24 protein-coding genes and 1 tRNA gene are annotated in these 19,659 nt (G+C 64.9%); 4 read left to right on the top strand and 21 right to left on the bottom strand.

From position 1 onward, the window contains the following. Nucleotides 1-6 precede the first annotated feature (6 nt). Entirely contained in the window at nucleotides 7-1,293 is a 1,287-nt protein-coding gene (locus tag AB4Z32_RS12090) for a carbohydrate porin (RefSeq protein WP_442122089.1), read from the top strand. Nucleotides 1,294-1,297: 4 nt separating this feature from the next. Here AB4Z32_RS12090 and AB4Z32_RS12085 read toward each other — a convergent pair whose 3' ends face one another. The 18 genes from AB4Z32_RS12085 to AB4Z32_RS12000 form a co-directional block, all read right to left on the bottom strand. Then, nucleotides 1,298-1,945 (bottom strand): TetR/AcrR family transcriptional regulator, encoded by a 648-nt coding sequence (locus AB4Z32_RS12085; RefSeq protein ID WP_442122088.1) that lies wholly within the window; start codon nucleotides 1,943-1,945, stop codon nucleotides 1,298-1,300. A 107-nt stretch (nucleotides 1,946-2,052) separates the two neighbouring features. After that, nucleotides 2,053-2,481: a DsrE family protein gene (locus AB4Z32_RS12080; RefSeq protein ID WP_442122087.1), complete on the bottom strand. Its 429-nt coding sequence runs from the start codon at nucleotides 2,479-2,481 to the stop codon at nucleotides 2,053-2,055. A 10-nt stretch (nucleotides 2,482-2,491) separates the two neighbouring features. Next, nucleotides 2,492-3,508 (bottom strand): MBL fold metallo-hydrolase, encoded by a 1,017-nt coding sequence (locus AB4Z32_RS12075; protein ID WP_442122086.1) that lies wholly within the window; start codon nucleotides 3,506-3,508, stop codon nucleotides 2,492-2,494. 43 nt (nucleotides 3,509-3,551) lie between these two features. Next, nucleotides 3,552-4,040, bottom strand: a complete 489-nt coding sequence (locus AB4Z32_RS12070; RefSeq protein ID WP_442122085.1) for a thioredoxin family protein — start codon at nucleotides 4,038-4,040, stop codon at nucleotides 3,552-3,554. Nucleotides 4,041-4,060: 20 nt separating this feature from the next. Continuing rightward, nucleotides 4,061-5,773: a thiosulfohydrolase SoxB gene (soxB, locus tag AB4Z32_RS12065; protein WP_442122154.1), complete on the bottom strand. Its 1,713-nt coding sequence runs from the start codon at nucleotides 5,771-5,773 to the stop codon at nucleotides 4,061-4,063. A gap of 28 nt (nucleotides 5,774-5,801) precedes the next feature. Beyond that, on the bottom strand, nucleotides 5,802-6,425 hold the full coding sequence (soxX, locus tag AB4Z32_RS12060) for a sulfur oxidation c-type cytochrome SoxX (protein WP_442122084.1): 624 nt from the start codon (nucleotides 6,423-6,425) through the stop codon (nucleotides 5,802-5,804). 9 nt (nucleotides 6,426-6,434) lie between these two features. Beyond that, the gene (soxA, locus tag AB4Z32_RS12055; protein ID WP_442122083.1) at nucleotides 6,435-7,241 is read right to left on the bottom strand and encodes a sulfur oxidation c-type cytochrome SoxA; all 807 of its coding nucleotides are present in this window, start codon (nucleotides 7,239-7,241) and stop codon (nucleotides 6,435-6,437) included. A gap of 52 nt (nucleotides 7,242-7,293) precedes the next feature. Further along, entirely contained in the window at nucleotides 7,294-7,605 is a 312-nt protein-coding gene (gene soxZ, locus AB4Z32_RS12050; RefSeq protein WP_442122082.1) for a thiosulfate oxidation carrier complex protein SoxZ, read from the bottom strand. A 43-nt stretch (nucleotides 7,606-7,648) separates the two neighbouring features. Beyond that, nucleotides 7,649-8,110, bottom strand: a complete 462-nt coding sequence (gene soxY, locus AB4Z32_RS12045) for a thiosulfate oxidation carrier protein SoxY (RefSeq protein WP_442122081.1) — start codon at nucleotides 8,108-8,110, stop codon at nucleotides 7,649-7,651. 22 nt (nucleotides 8,111-8,132) lie between these two features. Continuing rightward, nucleotides 8,133-8,567, bottom strand: a complete 435-nt coding sequence (locus AB4Z32_RS12040) for a pseudoazurin (protein WP_442122080.1) — start codon at nucleotides 8,565-8,567, stop codon at nucleotides 8,133-8,135. Nucleotides 8,568-8,602: 35 nt separating this feature from the next. Beyond that, nucleotides 8,603-9,661, bottom strand: coding sequence for a c-type cytochrome (locus AB4Z32_RS12035; RefSeq protein ID WP_442122079.1), 1,059 nt, complete (start codon nucleotides 9,659-9,661; stop codon nucleotides 8,603-8,605). Further along, on the bottom strand, nucleotides 9,645-11,009 hold the full coding sequence (soxC, locus tag AB4Z32_RS12030; RefSeq protein ID WP_442122078.1) for a sulfite dehydrogenase: 1,365 nt from the start codon (nucleotides 11,007-11,009) through the stop codon (nucleotides 9,645-9,647). The genes AB4Z32_RS12035 and soxC overlap by 17 nt, the downstream gene beginning before the upstream one ends. 121 nt (nucleotides 11,010-11,130) lie before the next feature. Continuing rightward, on the bottom strand, nucleotides 11,131-11,499 hold the full coding sequence (locus AB4Z32_RS12025; RefSeq protein ID WP_442122077.1) for an ArsR/SmtB family transcription factor: 369 nt from the start codon (nucleotides 11,497-11,499) through the stop codon (nucleotides 11,131-11,133). Between the two features lie 92 nt (nucleotides 11,500-11,591). After that, nucleotides 11,592-12,161, bottom strand: coding sequence for a DUF302 domain-containing protein (locus AB4Z32_RS12020; RefSeq protein ID WP_442122076.1), 570 nt, complete (start codon nucleotides 12,159-12,161; stop codon nucleotides 11,592-11,594). Between the two features lie 124 nt (nucleotides 12,162-12,285). Continuing rightward, a tRNA-Val gene (locus AB4Z32_RS12015) sits at nucleotides 12,286-12,360 on the bottom strand. Between the two features lie 69 nt (nucleotides 12,361-12,429). After that, nucleotides 12,430-13,137, bottom strand: coding sequence for a DNA polymerase III subunit epsilon (dnaQ, locus tag AB4Z32_RS12010; protein ID WP_442122075.1), 708 nt, complete (start codon nucleotides 13,135-13,137; stop codon nucleotides 12,430-12,432). 62 nt (nucleotides 13,138-13,199) lie between these two features. Continuing rightward, the gene (gene rnhA / locus AB4Z32_RS12005) at nucleotides 13,200-13,640 is read right to left on the bottom strand and encodes a ribonuclease HI (protein WP_442122074.1); all 441 of its coding nucleotides are present in this window, start codon (nucleotides 13,638-13,640) and stop codon (nucleotides 13,200-13,202) included. Between the two features lie 22 nt (nucleotides 13,641-13,662). Next, the gene (locus tag AB4Z32_RS12000) at nucleotides 13,663-14,454 is read right to left on the bottom strand and encodes a class I SAM-dependent methyltransferase (RefSeq protein WP_442122073.1); all 792 of its coding nucleotides are present in this window, start codon (nucleotides 14,452-14,454) and stop codon (nucleotides 13,663-13,665) included. 45 nt (nucleotides 14,455-14,499) lie between these two features. On the opposite strand from AB4Z32_RS12000, the gene gloB reads away from it, so the two are divergent. Both gloB and AB4Z32_RS11990 read left to right on the top strand, forming a co-directional pair. Beyond that, nucleotides 14,500-15,309, top strand: coding sequence for a hydroxyacylglutathione hydrolase (gloB, locus tag AB4Z32_RS11995; RefSeq protein WP_442122072.1), 810 nt, complete (start codon nucleotides 14,500-14,502; stop codon nucleotides 15,307-15,309). After that, the gene (locus AB4Z32_RS11990) at nucleotides 15,291-15,998 is read left to right on the top strand and encodes a 2-hydroxychromene-2-carboxylate isomerase (protein WP_442122071.1); all 708 of its coding nucleotides are present in this window, start codon (nucleotides 15,291-15,293) and stop codon (nucleotides 15,996-15,998) included. Before gloB ends, AB4Z32_RS11990 begins: the two co-directional genes overlap by 19 nt. A gap of 40 nt (nucleotides 15,999-16,038) precedes the next feature. On the opposite strand, the gene aceB is transcribed toward AB4Z32_RS11990, so the two are convergent. After that, on the bottom strand, nucleotides 16,039-17,628 hold the full coding sequence (aceB, locus tag AB4Z32_RS11985) for a malate synthase A (protein ID WP_442122070.1): 1,590 nt from the start codon (nucleotides 17,626-17,628) through the stop codon (nucleotides 16,039-16,041). Nucleotides 17,629-17,754: 126 nt separating this feature from the next. On the opposite strand from aceB, the gene AB4Z32_RS11980 reads away from it, so the two are divergent. After that, nucleotides 17,755-18,669, top strand: coding sequence for a LysR family transcriptional regulator (locus tag AB4Z32_RS11980; RefSeq protein WP_442122069.1), 915 nt, complete (start codon nucleotides 17,755-17,757; stop codon nucleotides 18,667-18,669). 94 nt (nucleotides 18,670-18,763) lie between these two features. Here the strand turns inward: AB4Z32_RS11980 and AB4Z32_RS11975 are convergent, their stop codons facing one another. Beyond that, nucleotides 18,764-18,967 (bottom strand): cold-shock protein, encoded by a 204-nt coding sequence (locus tag AB4Z32_RS11975; RefSeq protein WP_036166698.1) that lies wholly within the window; start codon nucleotides 18,965-18,967, stop codon nucleotides 18,764-18,766. 296 nt (nucleotides 18,968-19,263) lie between these two features. Continuing rightward, nucleotides 19,264-19,656: an Hpt domain-containing protein gene (locus tag AB4Z32_RS11970; RefSeq protein WP_442122068.1), complete on the bottom strand. Its 393-nt coding sequence runs from the start codon at nucleotides 19,654-19,656 to the stop codon at nucleotides 19,264-19,266. Between the last annotated feature and the right edge of the window lie 3 nt (nucleotides 19,657-19,659).

The following is a 19,659-nucleotide window of genomic DNA, read 5'->3' as shown; positions in this document are numbered from 1 at the left end:
TAACTGATGCAACTCATTCATGAATTTCGGCGCCTGCACATCTGGCGTCCGGCCTCCTGCGCCACCCTGCTGGCCATGGCAGCGCTTTCTCCGATGGCGTCGGCTGCCGACGAATCCACCCTGACCGGGGACTGGGGCGGCGCGCGCGCCCGGTATCTTGACGCCGGCGTGAACTTCCGGGGCGATTATGTCTCCGAGACCTTCGCCAACGTGAGTGGCGGCCTGAAGCGCGGGAGCACCTATGCCCAGCAGCTGCGCCTCGGCGCCGATGTCGACATGGGCCGTCTTGCCGGCTGGTCCGGCGCCACGCTCCACCTCACCATCAACGACCGGCGCGGCGCGGGCGTGTCCGCCGATTACATCGGCAACCGGCTGCCGGTCCAGGAAGTCTACGGCGGTCCCTACACCCGCCTGAGCGAGGCCAGCTATGAGCAAAACCTGCTTGGGGACCGGCTGAACCTGCGCCTCGGTTACTTCGCAATGGGCAATGACCTCGGCGGCATGGCGATCGGCTGCCAGCTGGTGAATGCGGCCTTCTGCGCCCACCCGCTTTCTCTGTCGGGCAATAGCGGCTGGTACAACTATCCGAATGCGCGCTGGGGGGCGGCCGTCCGCTACAGCTTGGGCCCGGAGCTGCTGTTCCGCACCGGCCTGTTCCAGGACAATCCGCGCCTCGGCGACAGGCGGAACGCCTTCCGGCCTTTCGCCGCCGGCACGGCCGGCGTGATGCTGCCGCTGGAGCTGGAATATGCACCCGGCAGCGCGCCGCACGGCGATGCACTGCCCGGCCATTACAAGCTCGGCGTCTTCTACGATACGGCGGACGCGAAGCGGCAGGGCGAAGCGGGCACGGTGAACGGACGCTACGGCGTGTACCTGCTGGCGGACCAGATGATCCTGCGCGACGGTCATGGCGGCCGCGGGCTGTCGGTGTTCGGCCAGTTCACGGCGAACCCGCGGGCCTCGGCCCAGATCACGCGCTGGGTTGCGGCCGGCCTGGTCAAGACCGGCACCTTTGCCGGCCGGGATACGGATACGGTGGCGCTGGGCCTGGTGCATGCGCAGGTCAATCCTCGACTGCGCGAGGTAGCGGCCCTCTCGAACCTCGATGACGGCGGCTATGCCGCGCCGCCGGCCGGCGAATCCGTGGTGGAACTGAGCTACGGTGTGCAGCCGCGGCCCTGGCTTGGTGTGCGGGCCGACGTCCAGTACGTCGTGCAACCCGGCGCCTTCAGCTACCGCTCGACCCGGAATGCGCTCGCGGTCGGCACCCAGCTGAAGCTCGCCTTCTGACCGGCTAAGCCCTTACGGCGCGCAGGACCGTGTCGATCACGGACGCGCGCCGCGCCGCATGCACCTCGGGCGCACCGAGGTCGCGGTCGAAAATGAAGCTGAAGGTATGACGGTTCGACACGTTATAGAAGGACAGCGCGCTGATCGTCATGTGCAGGTCGACCGGATCGACGTCGGCGCGAAACACGCCATCGGCGATGCCGCGCCGGCACAGGCTTTCCAGCACCGTGATCGCCGAACGGTTGATCGCACGCAGTTCCGGAATCTTGCGGATGTACTCGCCGTGGTTGATGTTCTCGCTCATCACCATGCGGATGAATTCGGGATGCGCGGCATGGACATCGAAGCTGGCGCCGACCAGTGCGCGCAAGGCGTCCACCGGCGGCAGGCTCTCGAGATGGAAGTCGCCCTCGATCTGGCGGAAGCGGCGATAACTCTCTTCCAGCGCGGCGACATACAGATCCTCCTTGCTACCGAAGTAGTAGTAGATCATGCCCTTGTTGATCCCGCTTTCGGCCGCGATGGCGTCGATGCGGGCGCCGCTCAGGCCGCGCCTGGAGAATTCCTGGAGCGCGACGTTGAGGATCTTGTCGCGGGTGCCTTCTTCCTCTTCCCCGGGGATGGCGTTCTTCGATCGGCTGGCTTTCGTCATCGAGCTATTCTAAACGATCGCGCACCCAGCGAGCGTGGCGTATGCGGCATCGACGTCTTCGACCTGGACCGAGATGATCACGCCCTGCGGCTCGCGCTGGAATTCCCTCAGGGCTTCAGATAGGCATAGCCTTCCTGGTACTGCAGGCGCGCCACTTCCGCCACGCCCGAAGGCACGATGGTCGCTTCCGGCATGACGCGCTTGCGATCGATCTTGCGCGCCTCCAGGGTGTTGTTGCACACCCTGAATTTGACGTTGCGGTTCGACAGTTCCTGGACCACGGCATCGTAGGGATTGCCGTTCTTGTCCTTGGCCTCCTCGAGCAGGAAGTCGATGCCCGGGCCATGGGCCACCACGACGATCTGCGCCTTCGGGCTGGCGTTCAGGTGGTTGCGGATATTCCCCATCGCCGCCATCGCCGTCGACGAATCGTTGATGTGATAGACGACCTTCTCTTCGCGTCCGCCGGCGGCGCCGACGGCGGCTGCGACGACGGCCAGGCACAGCACCGCGGCGATTGCTCGGAATAGCTTCATGGGATGCTCCTCAACGTTGTGGCGACGGTTTCGGGTTCGGTTCCAGGCTTTCCTTCTCCATCAGGAGGAAGGTGCCATAGGCATTGAGCCGGTTGGCCTGCTCGAATGCAGGATAACCCGCGTAGGCGCTCCAGTCGACTTTTGCGTAGGCTTCGTCGAAGGAGTTCAGGTCGGCCACCGCCTCGCCCATGGTCTTGCGCAGGAATAGCAGGTAGGAGCGGGTCAGGTCGAGATCCTTGCGCGGGTCGTGCGAGACCTCGCCATGCCCCGGCACCACGACCGCCGGCGCCAGCGCCAGCATGCGGTCCAGCGCCGCCAGCCAGATGCGGCTGTCGGCATCGCCGACGAAGGGCAGCCGGCCGGTGAAGAACAGGTCGCCGGCGAACAGCAGCCTGTCCTCAATGACGCTGAGCATGATGTCGTCCGGCGCGTGTGCGCCGCCGGCATCGATGATCCTGAAGTGGAGCCCGCCCATCTCGAAGGCGATCGGCCTGCCGTCGGCGAAGCTCAGCCAGCGGTCGGCCGGCAGCAGGCGGGTGCGTTCGTCGACCCAGGGCTTGAGCGCTTCCTTGCGCTGGGCCAGCCGCAGGGCCGCCGTATCCGAGGCCAGGTAGGCGCGGCCGTTCTGGTGCGCCCAGATCTCGGCGCCGGCGGCCTTGAAGGCTTGCAGCCCATAGAAGTGGTCGGCGTGGTAGTGACTGACGATCACGCGCCGGATCGGCTGCGAGGTGACGCCGCGGATCGCCTTCACCATCGCCTCGCCCAGGGCCGGGGTGCCGAGCGCGTCGAACACGAGCACGCCGTCGCCGGTGACGACGAAACCGGCATTCGACATGAAGCCCTTGTTGTCGCTGCCCGCCACGCCCGGCTGGCCGTGGAAGAACCAGGCGTGCGCACTGACCTTGATTGGCGTGAGTACCGGCGGCTGGGGCGGCGCAGCCGCGGCGCTCCGGACCAGGCCGATCAGTACCAGCGGCAGCAGCCATGCGCGACGCAGCCACGCCGACATCATCTGAAACAAGCGCATTCCCCACTCCTCCCGCGCACCGGCGCGATGTCAAGATGTTCGTTCACCGTTTTTCCGCCAGCGCGCGGCGCGCCGTGGCCAGCGTGTCGTCGAGGTAGGCGCCGTACATGCCGGCGACGTCGCCGCCTTCGAGCACCGGCGCCAGCTGCCGCCCGCGTCCATCCAGCACCAGCACGCTGGGCGCCACGCGGATGCCGTAGCGCTTGCCCAGGGCGCTGCCGGAACCGGCTTCGCCGTCGAAACCGCGCAACGGCGCGGCCGACGACAGGTCGGCTTCGCGCACCAGCGGCCGCTCGCCGGCCGCGCCTTCGCGCGCCAGCGGCAGCAGGTAATGACGGCGCACCACTTCGCAGTAGGCGCAGCCCGGCAGCGAGAACAGGATCACCAGCGGCACGCCGCGCCGCAGGGCCGTGCGGCCGTCGCTGGCAAGATCGTCTGCCGCCGGCAGCGTGGCCCGTGCGGGCTCCGCATGGGCGACGCACGTCAGCACGGCGCATGCCAGCGCCGTTGCCACCCTGATCGTCGCCGCCATCGTGAACCCTCGCACGGCGGCTAGGCCATGATGCCGGGATTGCCCTGCAGGCCCACCAGGCGCGGCGTATTCAGCTTGCGCGGCGAGACCGTCTTCTTCGACCTGAGCCACTGCGCCACCACGTTCCACACCGGCTCGCCCGAGGCGCCCTCGGCCACCGGCGCCCAGCCGGCCACCTTGTAGGTCTTGCCCGCCTCGACCGGCTTGCCGTTCAGGCGCATGTCGCGGATGCGCGAGCCCATCGGCGCCGCCGGGTCGATCGCATAGCTCATCCCGCCCACCCGCACCATGTCGCCGCCCTGCTGGTAGTAGGGATCGGGATTGAACAGGTTGTCGGCCACGTCCTCGAGCACGGTCTTGATGGTCGCGCCGCTCATCTCGGTCAGGGTGCTGTAGGAATAGGTGGTCGCGGTCTGGTCCATCAGGTGCTCCATCAGGATCGGACTGTCGGGCAGCAGCGTGGTGCCCCAGCGAAAGCCCGGAGAAAAGGCCAGGTCGGCGCCCTTCACTTCCATCAGCGCGTCGACGATCAGCTGGTCGAAAGTGCCGTTGAAGTTCCCGCGCCGGTACAAGGTGCCCTCGGTCAGCGCCAGCTTCTCGTTCAGCTGGGCTTCATACGGCGCACGGACCTTCTTCACCAGCGCGGCCATGTCGCGGTCGGGCGGCAGGAAGTTCGAGAATACCGGCAGCAGGCGGTACTGGAAGCCGCGCACCTGGCCGTCGCGCACGTCGAAGTCGAGTACCCCGAGGAACTTGCCGTTGCTGCCGGCATTCGTCACCAGGGTCTTGCCGCCGCCGTTGGCCACGACCACCGGCACCGGCACGCCGTCGTGCGTGTGCCCGCCCATGATGGCGTCGATGCCGCGCACCCGCGACGCCATCTTGATGTCGACGTCCATGCCGTTGTGCGACAGGACCACCACCAGCTTCGCACCCTTGGCGCGCGCCTCGTCGACCATCTTCTGCATGTTCTCTTCCTGGATGCCGAAGCTCCAGTCGGGCACCATGTAGCGCGGATTGGCGATCGGCGTGTAGGGAAAGGCCTGGCCGATGATCGCCACCGGCACCCCGTTCATCTCCTTGACCACATAGGGGTCGAACACCGGGTCGCCGAAGTCGTTGGTCTTGACGTTCTGCGCCACGAAGTCGACCTTGCCCTTGAAGTCCTTGCCGACGATTTCCTGCACCCGCTTGTCGCCCAGGGTCATCTCCCAGTGCGCGGTCATGACGTCCACGCCCAGCTGCAGGCAGGCGTCGACCATGTCCTGCCCCTTGGTCCAGAGCGCGGTGGCGGAGCCCTGCCAGGTGTCGCCGCCGTCGAGCAGCAGCGCACCGGGTCGCCCGGCGCGCATCTTCTTCACCAGTGTCGCCAGGTGCGCGAAGCCGCCGACCTTGCCGTAGCTGCGCGCCGCCTGCTCGAAGTCGAGCGCCGTGAAGGCGTGCGCCTGCGCCGAGCGCGCAGGCATGCGGACCTCCTTCAGCAGCGCTTCGCCGACCAGGTGGGGCATGCGCCCGGCCGCTTGGCCGAGGCCGATGTTCACGCTCGGTTCGCGAAAATAAACCGGCATCAGCTGGGCATGGCAATCCGTGAAATGCAGGAAGTGCACATTGCCGAAGCGCGGCAGCTCGTACAGCGCGTCCGGCCGCGGGGCCGCGAGCGCGGACTTCGCATCGAGCAGCATGCCGCCGGCCGCGGCGATCCCCAGCAGTTGCGCGAATTCGCGTCGATTCATACCCATCGATCTTCCTCCGACCCTGACTTCATTGGTTCACCGGCGACGCCGGGTCGAGCAGCAAGGCCACCACGTCCTTGATCTGCGCCTCGCTCAGGATGCCGTTGTGGCCGAAGCGCGGCATGTTCGAGCAGGCGGTATAGGCCTGGGCGTTGTAGATCTTGCCCCAGGTGTACTTGACGATCTCCTCGCTGTTCCCGCGCAGCTTGCCGTACTGGTAAAGGCTCGGCCCGATGTTACCGAAGGAGATCTCCTGCTTCGTGATCTGGTGGCAGGCGTAGCAGTTGCCGCCGTTGATGCCGCCGATCGCATCCGACGACTGCATGCCGCGACCGTTCTGGGCGATCTTCTCGCCTTCCTGCCAGCTGCCGAGGTAGTTGCCGTCGGCCGGCGGGCGGATGGTCTTCTGCTGGGCAGACTCGATGCGGGTCGCCACCTCGGCCGGGCGCTCCTGCGGATACTGGCTGCACAGCTGCTGGGCTTCGTCGCGCTCGGTCACGCGTTCGAGCGTGGCCGGGCCTTTCGAACGGAAGTCCTGCTTCAGCAGCGCCAGCGCGCTCTGTCCGGCATCGGACCCGGCGGCAACGGTGGCGCAGCCCGCCACAACAGCGGCGCCGGCCAGCGCGCCCAGGGTTCTTGCGAAGATGCTCATGCTGCCCTCCTATCGTTTCAGTGCCGGGCCGGCGTAGACGCCGCCGTTCGCGTTCTTCGCCAGGAACATCGTGATCGCGGTGATCGCATCCGATGCATACAGGGGTTCCGGGAAGCGCTGCTGGCGGAAGCAGTCGTACAACCGGTGCTGCATGGTGCGTACTTCTCCCTGCGAGACGCGGTAGGCCGGCCAGGTCGTATAGGCCGCCTGGGCATTGGCTTTATCCAGGATGTTCGGCAGCTCCTGCAGGCGGATGCGCTGGCCGGTGGTCGAATGGCAGGTGGCGCAGGCGAAGTCGTGGGCGCCGCCGCGGTAGAAGAACAGCTGCCTGCCGGCCTCGTAGGCCTGCTTCTCCATCGGATGATTCGTCGACACGGCCATGGGGACGCCGCGCGACTCGGAGGTGATGTAGGCGACCAGGGCCTCGATGTCCGACTGCTTGCCGGTCGAGCCGAAAGGCACCCTGGTGGCCTCGGCCAGGCTCAGTCCCTGCAGGGTCATGCGGCAGTACACCAGCCGCTGCTCGAGGTCCATCACCTTGCCCACGTCCTTGAAGTAGCGCGGCAGCTCGGCATAGGCCCCCTTCAGCATGCCCGGCCCCTTGCCGAAGTCGCACTGCTCGAGCGAGACCTTGTTCGGTCCCGCCTTTTTCTTCCACAGCTCCTCGCCGCGCATCTCCCACAGCTCGGCGGGATTGCCGTCGGCGAGCATCTGCCGGTACTTTGCGATCTCGTCGGTGGCCGACGATTGCGCCAGCGCCAGCGCGCACACTGCCTGCAGCGGCAAGGCGACGCAAACGAAACGTAGGATCCTCATGCCTCTCTCCTCCTGGTATGGCCTGCGCAGTCTGCGCCGCGCTCACCTGTTTTTAGCTGATGGTGCTTTCATCGGTGCGGGTGTCGCCGGCGGTGTCGACCCAGGTCACGCTGACCTTGTCGCCCTTGGCGGCGCCCTTGACCTTGAAGGACAGGAAGGGATCCTTCGACACCGAAGGGCCGAAGTTCGCATCCAGCACCACCTTGTCGTTGACCTTGGCCACGAGGGTCTTGATGAAATGCGCGGGGATCGTCTTGCCGCCCGCGTCCTTGCGCTGCCCGGTCTCCATGTCGTGCCGCATGAGGACCTTCACTTCGGCCGTGTCGCCGGTGATACTGGCGCGAATACGCATTGGGTCTGCCATGTTCTCTTCCTTTCTCTATGTCCTGCCATGTCCTGCCGGGAGCTCAGCCGCCGCAGCCGCCGAGGGTGACCTTGATTTCCTTGCTGGCGACCAGCCATTTGCCGTCGGCGCGCACCAGGGCATGGACGTTGGAAGTCGCGCCCATCTTGACCCGGGTGGTCACGGCCGGCTCGGTACCGGCGGGGAAATTGAAGCTGGCCGACATGGCGCTCGGATTCTTCTCGACCAGGATGGCCATGAAGTCCGTGTTCGGCGCGCGGCTGGAAATCGACACCGGCACCACGGCGCCGTTCTCGGCGATGTCCGGACCGGTGATGGTCACGTCCTGGCTGACGGTGAACTTGTCGCCGCCGAGCTCCTTGACCGCCGCCTCCAGGCTCTTGGCGTCGAATACCTTCTGGCTCCATTCCGCCGCGAAGACGTCGGCGGGCTTGAGCAGGCCGGCGGCAAAGGCGGCCCCCAGCACCGAGGTGATGCGCATGATGTTGCGTCGCTGTTGATTCATACGGTTCTCCGTTTGTTGAGTGTCACTTCACCTGCGCCATGTAGCCGGCGAGGCGATCCTTGTTCATGACGAAGGACTTCGACAGGGTCTCGGCCTGGCCCTTGGCCTCGGCCAGGTTGACCGGCTTGCCGACCTGGATGACGCCGGCCATGCCCATGATCTTGTGCGGATCGCACACGTAAAGGTACACCCCTTCCTGGTCGAGCTTCACCGAGATCTCTTCGTCCGGCCTGCCCTTCCACGGCGTGGCGCCGGCCGGCACCAGCACCGAGGCGCTGTTGTGCGAGGGGTCGACCTTCACGAACTTGACGGTATCGCCCTTGGCGACGCGCAGGAAGCCGGGTTCGAACACCATGCTGCCGTCCTTGCCGGTGTTGAGCATCCTGACCTGGTGATCGGCCGCCATGGCGCCCGCACAGGCGAGCGACAGGGCGATGCCGAGAACTGCATGTTTCATATGTGCTCCATCTCCAAGTTGAACTTGCTACAGCTTCATTGCGGGGCGAGGATCCACCCCACCAGGACCTTCAGGTCCTCGTCCTTCACGTGGTCCTGGGCCGGCATCGGGATCGGGCCCCAGCTGCCGGTGCTGCCGTTCCTGATCTTCTCCACCAGGCGCACGGATGCGCCGGGATCGTCCTTGTATTTGGCGCGCACCGACATGAAGCTGGGCCCCACTACCTTGCTGTCGACGCCATGGCAGGCCAGGCAGGCATTGGCCTGGAATGCCGCCGGCGGCGCCGTGGATGCGGTGCTGGCCATGGCCACGACCGGCGCCGCGGTGCCCTCGCCCAGCCTGGCCGGCGCCGGCCGCGTGGTATCAACGCCGCGGGTGGCGCCGAAGGCACGCGTCTGCAGGGCCAGGTTGCCGTGGGCGTTGCGCGATGCTTCCGGCAGTGTCGAACGCGGGGCCGGATCGGCCGGGCAGTTCTTCATGCAGGCCACGCTGTGCACGTCGGGCTTGCCCTTGATGTCCCACATGCCGTGATTGGTGGTCATCCCGTTCCGGTTCGGCATGCGCTGCTGGGCCTGGGCGATCGTCGCATCGGACAGCACGAAATCGTCGGGTACGATCTCGCCCATGTTCAGCAGATAGGCGGTGACGGCGTACACCTCGTCGGTGGTGAGCGACTTCGGCGCGTTCCACGGCATGGCGCGGTTGATGTAGTCCCACAGCGTCGACACGGTCGCCACTTTCATCAAGGTGGTCTTCTGCGGCTGGCGGCCGTTGACCAGGGCGGCGACCCGGCCGCTCCTGCCGTCTTCCGCCGTCGTGCCGCCGACCAGCGGCGTGAACACCTCGTTCGATTCGCCGAAGGTGCCGTGGCAGGAAGCGCACTTGCCTTCCCAGACCGCCTGGCCGGCGGACACACTGCCCGAACCCTTGGGCAGGCCCTTGAAGTCGGGGCGGACGTCGATGTCCCAGGCCGCGATCTCCTTCGGCGTGGCGGTGCGTCCGAGGCCGGTCAGCGGGCCTGCGATGGCGGCAGCGGCAACGACAGCAGCGCCGGCCACCGCGATCGCGGCAGCGGTCTTAATAAACCTGGACATTCGCCACCTCCCCCGATGCCGCCACCTGCCACGACTGGATGGCATTGTTGTGATAGATGGAGCGCGTGCCGCGCACCGCGCGCAGCTCGTTGATCTTCGGCTGGACATAGCCGGTGTCGTCGATTGCGCGCGACTGCAGCACGGCGGGCGCGCCGTTCCATTCCCAGTCGATGTTGAAGCGCGTCAGGGCCTTGCTCAGCACCGGCGTCTCCAGGCGCGCGGTGCGCCAGTTGCGGCCGCCGTCCACCGACACGTCGACGCGCCTGACCTTGCCGCGGCCGGACCAGGCCAGGCCGGTGACGTTGTAGAAGCCCGTGCCGAGCAGGCGCTGGCCGGCGGACGGCGTGGTGATCACCGACTTGCACTCCTGGATCGAGGTGTACTGGCGATAGCTCCCGTCCGGCATCGCGTCCATGTAGTGGATCGCCTCGTCCTTGGTGGCGTAGGGCTGGTCCCCGACCTCGATGCGGCGCAGCCACTTGACCCAGGACACGCCCTGGATGCCCGGCACCACCAGGCGCAGCGGATAGCCGTTCTCCGGGCGCAGCATCTCGCCGTTCATGCCCCAGGCGACGATCACGTCGTCGAGCGCGCGGTCGAGCGGGATGGTGCGCGTCATCGACGAGCCGTCCGCGCCTTCGGCCAGGACGACACGGGCGGTCCGCTTGTCGTAGCCGCAATCTTCCAGCAGGACCGACAGCGGCACGCCGGTGAACTCGCTGCAGCTCAGCATGCCGTGCGAGTACTGCACCGACGGCACCGCCACGTTGCCCCACTCCATGGCCGTGTTCGCGCCGCATTCGATGAAGTGGATGCGCGAGACCGAGGGCATGCGCATCAGGTCGTCCATCGTGTAGACCTTGGGATTGCGCACCAGGCCGTTGATCATCAGGCGGTGCCCGGTCGGATCGATGTCGTGCCAGCCCTGGTGGTGGCGCTCGAAGTGCAGGCCGGAAGGCGTGATGATGCCGAACAGGCCCTGCAGCGGCGTGAACGCGACCGAGGCCGCCGAGACGCGGGTCAGGCCGGGCGATTCGCGGCGCTGCAGGTTGGCTTCGTACCTTGAAGGCAGGCCATAGGGCATGGCCGCGACCGGCCGGCCGAGCGTGCGCGAATGTTCCGGCAAGCTCAGGATGTGCGGATCGCCATCGCCGCTCACGGCCGGGCGTTCCTGGCCGAGCGCGCCGCCGGCGGCCATGGCGGCGCTGGCCGCCAGGAAGCTACGGCGCAGGAAGCCTCGCCGCTGCTCGTCCAGTCCCTGGGTGTTGATCTCGTCGATCAGCTCCCGGTCGAGGAAATTCTCGGGCGCCTTCACGACACGGCCAAATCTGCGTACAGGTTTATCCATCCTCTGTTCCGTTCCGGTTGATGATGCATTACCAACTGCACATATAGTCATATGCGCATATCGCTACATGCGCATATACGCATTAAATCAATGCCTTGCCTGGCGCTTGCGCGCCCTCGCCTTATGCGTCCGTGGACATGAAGTGTTCGATTGCAGCCTGGTCGATGCGCCGGCTCTTCTTCACTTTCTCGGCCATGTGGGTGCACACCGTTCGGCAGAGTTCGATCGTGTTCTGGTCTTCGATGCGGTAGTACACCTGCGCGCCTTCCTTGCGCCTGCCGAGGATGCGGGCACGGTAGAGCATGTTCAGCTGGCGCGAAATATTTGCCTGGGTGGCGCCGAGTTCGCTGACGATGGTGCCGACCGGACGCTCGCCATTGCACAGCGCGTGCAGGATCTTCAGGCGGGTCGGCTCCGACAGCAGGAAAAAGTAGTTCGACACCTGCTCGAATACTTCGGCCATTTCCGTGTTGTCGAGATCGGGGTCCATGTGTTCGTATTCATCTATGCGTGTATGCGCATATAACCATCACATTGGCACTATCGCAAGAACTTTCGATATTGCATCGCCACATACGGGAATCAAAATTCGCCCGCGGCGCCACGATCGAGCATCTTGAGCATGGTCTTGCGCACCCGCAGCACGGACTGCTGCAGGTCCGGCGGCATCGAGCGGCCAAGGCGGAGCAGCACATCCATATTCATCGCGTAGATCCACAGGCCGTCGTCCTGTTCGACCACCGCAATCCGGCAAGGCAGGAAGGCCGACATGGCGGGACTGAAATCGACGATCGCGCGCGCGGTAGAGGGATCGCAATACGAGTAAATCTTCAGGAATTTTTGCTGCTGGCCGGAGCGGACGGCCAGCTCCCTGGACAGGAACAACTCGCCTACCGGCCGCAGATTGTCTTCGGCGGCCACGCTGGCGAAGGCTTCCTCGACTTCCTTGGGCGATATGCCTGGCGCGACCTTGCGCGACCAGGTGGTTGCCGCGGCGATGTCGCCATTCGCGTCCGCCCAACGGCCTGCGACCCTTGCCGCTTCGGCGGTGGTGCCCGGCTGGGCGTTGGCGAGGACTTGAACGGTCTTGCACCCTGTGATGCTCGAAATGAGGCAAAGGGCGAACAGGAGGCGGGATGCGAAGGCTGGCATGTGGCTTTACGCAGCTAGAAAGTTGCATAGAGGATAAACGCCGGGGACGGGTGATGCAAGCTTTGCGCCTGGGCAGCGCAGAAACAAAAAGGCCGGCAAATCTGCCGGCCTTTCCGATGAATCCTGGTGGGAAGTGCAAGTTTCGAACTTGCGACCCCTGCAGTGTGAATGCAGTGCTCTACCCCTGAGCTAACCTCCCTGTTTTGCTGCTTTTGCTGCGATTGCATCGCTGCAATGACGAGCATTATAGGGGGAGTTTTGCGTTTTGTCACCCCTGCGGAGAATATTTTCTCCAAACACATTCTCCCTTCACCCCTTTGTCGAGTGCGGCCAGCACGCTCTCGTGCTCGGCGAGCTCGTCCTCGGCAGCCGACACCACGAGGATGTCGCCCAGCGGGACGGCTTCCAGCTGCGCGCCGCCGCCGGTCTCTTCGATCTCGACGTCCATCGACAGCATGTTCTGCCCGCGCGTCATTGCCAGGTAGACGTCGGCCAACAGTTCCGAGTCCAGCAGTGCGCCGTGCAGCTTGCGGTGGGCGTTCGAGATGCCGTAGCGGTCGCACAGCGCGTCCAGCGAGTTGCGCTTGCCCGGGTGCAGTTCCTTCGCTTGCACCAGGGTGTCGATCACGCTGGCGCAATGGTTGACGAAGGGCGGCAGGCCAATGCGCTCGAATTCGTGGTTCAGGAAGCCGAGGTCGAAGGGCGCGTTGTGGATGATGATTTCCGCATCCTTGACGAACTCGCGCAACTCCTCGGCGATTTCGTGGAACTTCGGCTTGTCGCTCAGGAATTCGGTGGTCAGGCCGTGTACCGCCAGCGCCGCCTCGTCGGAGTCGCGCTCGGGGTTGACGTAGTAGTGCAGGTTCCTGCCGGTCAGTTTGCGGTTGAAGATTTCGACGCAGCCGACTTCGACGATGCGGTCGCCGGTGCGTGGATTCAGGCCGGTGGTTTCGGTATCGAGAACGATCTGGCGCATGCGCTTATTGAGAGAATTCGTTGAAAATCAAAGGCTTATTTTAGCATTTCCGGAACAAGTCTTCAGCGCCGGACCGAGGCCGCGCCCATGTTCGCCAGGGCGTCGGCGCGCTCGTTGCCGGGATGGCCGTTGTGGCCGCGCACCCAGCGCCATTCGACCGCATGCTGCTGCTGGGCGGCGTCGAGGGCCTTCCACAGGTCTTCGTTCTTGACCGGTTCCTTGGTCGAGGTCTTCCAGCCGCGCGCCTTCCAGCCGTGGATCCATTCCGAGATCCCCTTCTGGACGTATTGGCTGTCGGTATGCAGCACCACGTGGCAGGGACGGTTCAGCACGCCCAGCGCCTCGATCACGGCGCGCAGTTCCATGCGGTTGTTGGTGGTGTTCGGCTCGCCGCCGAAGATTTCCTTTTCGTGGTCACCGGCCACGAGCAGCGCGCCCCAGCCCCCTAGGCCCGGATTTCCCTTGCAGGCCCCGTCGGTAAAAATCTCTACTTTGGTCGTCATGCTGCGTTCTTTTCCTCTTGCCTTAGTTCTGGTTGTTGCGTTCGTTGCGGTTGGTCGCCGGCACCGCTTTCGGCGCCTTGCCCGGCTTCTTGTTCCAGGCCGGCCCGATGATGTTCATGCCCTTGACCCGCTTGATGGCGTGCACGATATAGACGGCCCCGAGATATGGCCACCAGCGCCGCCCTGCCCCCTCGACGAAGGCGAAGCGATGCAGCCATTGGGAAGTGCGGAATGGCGGCGCGTAACAGCCGAAATGGCTGCGGGTGGCGCCGAGATTCAACAATTTTAACCAGTCTTTCAGCCGGGGCATAGAGATGAACTCGCCCGCGGTGGGCAGGTAGGTGCTGCTGGTAATGCGGCCCATGCCCTGGCGCACGCCCCACATGCTGGCCGGATTGAAGCCGCAGATGATCAATTGCCCTTCCGGAATCAAGACCCGCTCGACCTCGCGCAGCACCTGGTGCGGCTCTGCAGCGAACTCGAGCACATGCGGCAGCACCACCAGGTCCAGGCTCTGCGACGCGAACGGCAGGTCGGCGAAGTCGAGGGCGACCGCGACCTGCTTGCCGCTGGCGGCAATCGCCAGTTCGTCGGCGCTCGAGGTGCGGGTCGCGGCCTGCCACTTGTTCGGCATCCGGTTGGCGGCCAGCGCGTCGATCTGCGGCACGCCGATCTGGACGGCGTTGAAGCCGAAGATGTCGGCCGTCAGCTCGTCCAGGCAGGCCTGCTCCCAGGCGCGCACATAGGCGCCGGCCGGCGATTGCAGCCAGCGGTCGAGCGCTATAATGGATTTTTCGGATGCAGCGCTATCCATGCCATCCTTTCCTGAATCGGATCTCTACACGCATTTTCATCGCTTATGACGATTTCGCCGAGCACTCTGGCAGTCCTGACCGTACCCGCCTTCAAGGACAATTATCTCTGGCTGATCCATGACGGTGTCCACGCCGCGGCGGTGGATCCGGGCGACGGCCAGCCCATCCTCGATGCCTTGCGCGCGAACGGCCTGACCCTCACCGCCATTCTACTCACCCATCACCATGCTGACCATATCGGTGGCGTGCCTCAATTGCTTAAAGAATATGACGTACCGGTCTACGGCCCGCGCAACGACGGCATCGCCGCGGTAACCGACCCGCTGGGCGAAGGCGACCGCTTGCAGGTGCCGGGCCTGGCGCTGGAGTTGTCGGTGCTCGAGGTGCCGGGCCATACGCTGGGCCACATCGCCTACGTCCGGAATGATGAAGGTCATGCCGCGGGCGAGCACTGGCTGTTCTGCGGCGACACCCTGTTCGGCGCCGGCTGCGGCCGCCTGTTCGAAGGCACGCCCGGGCAGATGGCCGCTTCGCTGGCCAAGCTCGCCGCCCTGCCCGACGACACCCTCGTCTATTGCGCCCACGAATACACCTTGTCCAACCTGCGCTTTGCCGAGGCCGTCGAGCCGGGCAACCGCGCCCTCAAGATGCGGATCGAGGCCGACAGCAAGGCGCGCGGCACCAAGCTGCCGACCGTGCCCTCGACCATCGCCGCCGAAAAAGCCACCAATCCCTTCCTGCGCGCCACCGAGCCCGGCATCGTCGACAGCCTGGTCGCCGCCGGCCGCCTGCAGCCGGGCGCTTCGCCGGTAGCCGCCTTCGCCGCCCTGCGCGAATGGAAGAACGTGTTCTGATGAGTGCCGCGCCGACGCAGGCCGACTTTTACTTCGACCCGATCAGCCCCTATGCCTGGCTGGCGGCACGTTCGCTCGGCCGTCTCGAAGGTGCCGGCGTTCGGGTCCGCTTCGTGCCGGTGCTGTTCGCCGGCCTGCTGAAGGCCCATGGCAACCTGGGGCCGGCCGAGGTGCCGGCCAAGCGCCTCTACCTGTTCCGCGACGTGATGCGCGAAGCGGCCCGCCGCGGCCTGCCCTTCGCCGGACCGCCCGGCCATCCCTTCAATCCGCTGACGGCGCTGCGCATGTGCTCGGCGATCGGCGACGACTTCGAGCGGCGCAGGCTGGCGCTGGCCTTGATGGCGGCCTGCTGGGAAGGTGGGGAAGATGTGTCGGATGCGGCCGTGTTGGCGCGCCTGGCCGATGAGGCCGGTTTCGATGGCCATGCCTTGCTGGAGCGGGCTGCGACGCCGGAGATCAAGCAGGCGCTGGCGGCGGCGACCGATGCCGCGATTGCCGATGGTGTCTTCGGGGTGCCGACATTCCGGCTCGATGGCGAGCTGTTCTGGGGCGGGGATCGCATCGAGGCGCTGCTGTGGCGGCTCGAAGGTGGGACGATCGATGAGGAGCAGCTGGCCGCGTTTCTGGCGAGGGAAGCGTTGGCACAACGTAGGGTGGGCACTCCCCTGCCCACGCAAACACCGGCATAACGCACATGTTCGCGTGGGCACACCGTGCCCACGACAGCGTTCAGATCTCTTCGTACAGCGGCAAGGTCAGGAACTCGGCAAACTCCTCCGAAGTCGACATCTGTTCGAAGATCTCGGCCGCCCGCGCATAGCTCGGGTTGTCGCCGTTCGGCGCGACTTCCTTCACCCTGGCCAGTTCTTCCGGAATCATCGCGCGTACCATCTCGGCGGTGACCTTGCGGCCGTCCTCCAGCACGCCCTTCGGCGAGCGGATCCACTGCCACACTTGCGAGCGGCTGATTTCGGCGGTAGCGGCGTCTTCCATCAGGTTGTGGATCGGCACGCAGCCATTCCCGGCCAGCCAGGCGCCCAGGTAGTGGATGCCGACGTTGATGTTGTAGCGCAGGCCTGCTTCGGTGATCGGGGTCTCCGGCTTGAAGTCGAGCAGTTGGGCGGCCGTGACTTCGACGTCCGGACGCTGCTTGCCGATCTGGTTCGGCTTGTCGCCCAGCACTTTCTTGAACTCGGTCATGGCCGGCTCGACCAGGCCCGGGTGGGCGACCCAGCCGCCGTCGTAGCCGTCGGTGGCGTCGCGCGCCTTGTCGCTGATGACGCCGCCCATTGCGATGGCGTTCTTTTCCGGGTCGTTCTTGATCGGGATCAGGGCCGACATGCCGCCGATCGCCGGCGCGCCGCGCTTGTGGCATGTCTTCAGCAGCAGCAGCGCATAGGCGCGCATGAAGGGTGAGGTCATCGTCACCTTCGGACGGTCGGCCAGGCAGAACTCCTTATCCAGCTTGAACTTCTTGATGCAGGAGAAGATGTAGTCCCAACGGCCCGCGTTCAGGCCGGCGCTGTGCTCGCGCAGTTCGTACAGGATCTCGTCCATCTCGAAGGCGGCCAGGATGGTCTCGATCAGCACGGTGGCCTTGATCGTGCCTTGCGGCAGGCCCAGCTCGTCCTGGGTCATCTTGAAGATGTCGTTCCACAGGCGCGCTTCCAGGTGCGATTCCATCTTCGGCAGATAGAAGTAGGGACCGGCGCCGCGCGCCAGCTGCTCCTTGGCGTTGTGGACCATGAACAGGGCGAAGTCGAAGATGCCGCCGGAGACGCGCTGACCGTCCACCAGCACGTGCTTCTCGTCCAGGTGCCAGCCGCGCGGACGCACGACCAGGGTCGCGACCTTCTCGTTCAGCTTGTACTGCTTGCCGTTCTGCTCCAGCGAGATGGTGCCGCGCACGGCGTCGACCATGTTCAGCTGGCCGGTGATCTGGTTGTCCCAGTTCGGGGTGTTCGAATCCTCGAAGTCGGTCATATAGCTGTCCGCGCCCGAGTTGAGGGCGTTGATCACCATCTTGCGCTCGACCGGGCCGGTGATCTCCACGCGGCGGCATTCCAGCGCTTTCGGGATCGGCGCAATCTTCCAGTCGCCGTTACGGATATTGGCGGTTTCCGGCAAGAAGTCCGGACGTTCGCCGGCATCCAGGCGCTTGGCGCGCTCGGCGCGGGCGGCCAGCAGTTGCTGGCGGCGCGGCTCGAACTCGCGGCTCAGCTTGGCGACGAGGGCGAGCGCCTCGGAAGTCAGGATCTGTTCGTAGCCGGGTTTGATCTCGGCGCGGATCTCCATTCCGGACGGGGTGGCGATGCTCATGACTTATTCTCCTAGGGTTGGCGTTTGCTATCTGGTCAAGTATATTCACTCAAGCGTCATTAAACGAGACAAAAAATATATTCATCTGTGCGTTTTTGTCACAGATAGGGAGCCTACACAGTCAGCATGGGTCATTTTCGCCAGATTTCCACCTTCGTCGAAGTCGTCGCGCGCGGCAGCCTGTCCGCCGCGGCGCGCGCCGAGGGCATCGCCCCCGCCATGATCGGCCGCCGCCTCGACGCCCTCGAGGCCCGCCTCGGTGTCAAGCTGATGCAGCGCACTACCCGCAAGCTGGTGCTGACCGACGAGGGCGCCGCCTTCCTTGAAGATTGCCAGAGGATCCTGGCCGAGCTGGAAGAAGCCGAGTCGGCCGTCTCGGAGCGCAGTGCGCGCGCCACCGGCCACCTGCTGGTATCGGCCCCGGCCGGCTTTGGACGCCAGCACGTGGCGCCGCTGGTGCCTTCCTTCCTCGCCGAGCACCGCGACCTGACGCTCAACCTGAACCTGAACGACCGTGTGGTCGACGTCATCGGCGAAGGCGTGGACGTGGCGATCCGCATCGCCGCCCTGTCCGATTCCAGCCTGGTGGGGGTGAAACTGGCCGACAACCACCGCGTGGTAGTGGCCGCGCCCGCCTACCTGAAGCGCCACGGCACACCGCAAACGCTGGACGAACTCGCGCGCCACAACTGCCTGGCGATCAGCAGCGAAGGCAGCCAGCGCGGCTGGACCTTCCAGGAAGACGGCCGCATCGTGACCCTAAAGGTGGGTGGGAATATGGTTTGCAACGACGGCGCCGTGCTGCACGACTGGGCGCTCGCCGGGCGCGGCCTGGCATGGCGTTCGATGTGGGAAGTGGGGCCGGAAATCGCGGCGGGAAGGCTGGTGCCGGTGCTGGAACAATACGCTGCGCCGGGCAACGATATTTATGCGGTATTCGCCCAGCGGCGCCACCTGCCGCTGCGCATCCGCAGCTTCGTCGACTTCCTGCGGCACGCCTATTCTCAGCCGGAGTATTGGCGGAACAAGCTTGGAAGTTAAAGAACATTTCCCGCAAAAATGAATGTCGCAGGCAAAAAAAATCCCCGGACATGCCGAGGATTTTTTGCTGACATTCAGCGAGTAATCGTGACGATTACAGCGGCTGGATGTTCGATGCTTGCTTGCCCTTCGGACCCGAGGTCACGTCGAACGAAACACGCTGATTCTCTTGCAGCGACTTGAAGCCTTGGGATTGGATCGCCGAGAAGTGAGCGAACAGATCTTCGCCGCCTTCGTCCGGGGTGATGAAGCCGAAGCCCTTGGAGTCATTGAACCATTTAACGATGCCAGTTGCCATTACTATTTCCTATTTCAGTTGAAGTGGGCTTGCGCCCGTTTACGATCGTTTGAAGAAGCAAGAAACAAATGACAGACTAACTGCACTGCAACCGCGAATCCAACGATCCCACATTATACCGAATAAACCAGAACATACACGGTTTTCGAAAAATAAAAAGCGCGATTCGTGTCATTCCTAAAACCAACTTTCACGCGCCTTTATTTAACGTCGGCTGTAAGCAGAATATAGAGTAACGAATCCTGACAAGTTTGTCATATATCAAACGACTTTCAGACAAATTTCTTGTCGAAAGATCAGATGCCGGACTCGTCGTTGGGATAGGCATCCTTCGGGTCGCGCAGGGCCCAGGCCACGAACACATCCAGTTCGCAGAGCCAGGCGCGCCAGTCTTCCGGCGCGACAGCGTCGAAGGTCATCAAGACCCGCAGGCGCTGCTCGAGGTTGCGGGCCTGGTGGCCGAGGATGCGGAAACCGAAGGTGGCGGAGGAGCCCGCCAAGGTGTGGAGCACGGCGTGCAGCTCGCCGATGAGCTCAGGCTGCGGCCGGACCGTGTCGAAGGTGTTGCGCGCAACCGACAGGCGCCCCAGGGTCAACGGGAGGGAGGACGCGAACTTGTCGTTCAGCTCTGCCAGACGCTCGAAGAATTCGACGTCGACCGCACCGTTCATGCCCTGGGCCGTGCTCATCTG

Source organism: Massilia sp. 2TAF26, assembly GCF_052115005.1.
GTDB lineage: Bacteria > Pseudomonadota > Gammaproteobacteria > Burkholderiales > Burkholderiaceae_D > Telluria.
This window is presented reverse-complemented; position numbering and strand designations above follow the sequence as displayed.

Excerpts from the sequence above, each read along its gene's own strand:
- AB4Z32_RS11980 (WP_442122069.1), top strand. The coding sequence starts at position 17,755 with ATGGGTCATTTTCGCCAGATTTCCACCTTCGTCGAAGTCGTCGCGCGC.
- AB4Z32_RS12020 (WP_442122076.1), bottom strand. The coding sequence starts at position 12,161 with ATGCCAGCCTTCGCATCCCGCCTCCTGTTCGCCCTTTGCCTCATTTCG.
- soxC (WP_442122078.1), bottom strand. The coding sequence starts at position 11,009 with ATGGATAAACCTGTACGCAGATTTGGCCGTGTCGTGAAGGCGCCCGAG.
- rnhA (WP_442122074.1), bottom strand. The coding sequence starts at position 13,640 with ATGACGACCAAAGTAGAGATTTTTACCGACGGGGCCTGCAAGGGAAAT.
- AB4Z32_RS12070 (WP_442122085.1), bottom strand. The coding sequence starts at position 4,040 with ATGGCGGCGACGATCAGGGTGGCAACGGCGCTGGCATGCGCCGTGCTG.
- AB4Z32_RS11970 (WP_442122068.1), bottom strand. The coding sequence starts at position 19,656 with ATGAGCACGGCCCAGGGCATGAACGGTGCGGTCGACGTCGAATTCTTC.
- dnaQ (WP_442122075.1), bottom strand. The coding sequence starts at position 13,137 with ATGCGCCAGATCGTTCTCGATACCGAAACCACCGGCCTGAATCCACGC.
- AB4Z32_RS12000 (WP_442122073.1), bottom strand. The coding sequence starts at position 14,454 with ATGGATAGCGCTGCATCCGAAAAATCCATTATAGCGCTCGACCGCTGG.
- AB4Z32_RS11990 (WP_442122071.1), top strand. The coding sequence starts at position 15,291 with ATGGAAGAACGTGTTCTGATGAGTGCCGCGCCGACGCAGGCCGACTTT.
- soxY (WP_442122081.1), bottom strand. The coding sequence starts at position 8,110 with ATGAATCAACAGCGACGCAACATCATGCGCATCACCTCGGTGCTGGGG.
- soxA (WP_442122083.1), bottom strand. The coding sequence starts at position 7,241 with ATGAGGATCCTACGTTTCGTTTGCGTCGCCTTGCCGCTGCAGGCAGTG.
- AB4Z32_RS12090 (WP_442122089.1), top strand. The coding sequence starts at position 7 with ATGCAACTCATTCATGAATTTCGGCGCCTGCACATCTGGCGTCCGGCC.
- AB4Z32_RS12085 (WP_442122088.1), bottom strand. The coding sequence starts at position 1,945 with ATGACGAAAGCCAGCCGATCGAAGAACGCCATCCCCGGGGAAGAGGAA.
- aceB (WP_442122070.1), bottom strand. The coding sequence starts at position 17,628 with ATGAGCATCGCCACCCCGTCCGGAATGGAGATCCGCGCCGAGATCAAA.
- AB4Z32_RS12040 (WP_442122080.1), bottom strand. The coding sequence starts at position 8,567 with ATGAAACATGCAGTTCTCGGCATCGCCCTGTCGCTCGCCTGTGCGGGC.
- gloB (WP_442122072.1), top strand. The coding sequence starts at position 14,500 with ATGACGATTTCGCCGAGCACTCTGGCAGTCCTGACCGTACCCGCCTTC.
- soxX (WP_442122084.1), bottom strand. The coding sequence starts at position 6,425 with ATGAGCATCTTCGCAAGAACCCTGGGCGCGCTGGCCGGCGCCGCTGTT.
- AB4Z32_RS12025 (WP_442122077.1), bottom strand. The coding sequence starts at position 11,499 with ATGGACCCCGATCTCGACAACACGGAAATGGCCGAAGTATTCGAGCAG.
- AB4Z32_RS11975 (WP_036166698.1), bottom strand. The coding sequence starts at position 18,967 with ATGGCAACTGGCATCGTTAAATGGTTCAATGACTCCAAGGGCTTCGGC.
- AB4Z32_RS12075 (WP_442122086.1), bottom strand. The coding sequence starts at position 3,508 with ATGCGCTTGTTTCAGATGATGTCGGCGTGGCTGCGTCGCGCATGGCTG.
- soxZ (WP_442122082.1), bottom strand. The coding sequence starts at position 7,605 with ATGGCAGACCCAATGCGTATTCGCGCCAGTATCACCGGCGACACGGCC.
- AB4Z32_RS12080 (WP_442122087.1), bottom strand. The coding sequence starts at position 2,481 with ATGAAGCTATTCCGAGCAATCGCCGCGGTGCTGTGCCTGGCCGTCGTC.
- AB4Z32_RS12035 (WP_442122079.1), bottom strand. The coding sequence starts at position 9,661 with ATGTCCAGGTTTATTAAGACCGCTGCCGCGATCGCGGTGGCCGGCGCT.
- soxB (WP_442122154.1), bottom strand. The coding sequence starts at position 5,773 with ATGAATCGACGCGAATTCGCGCAACTGCTGGGGATCGCCGCGGCCGGC.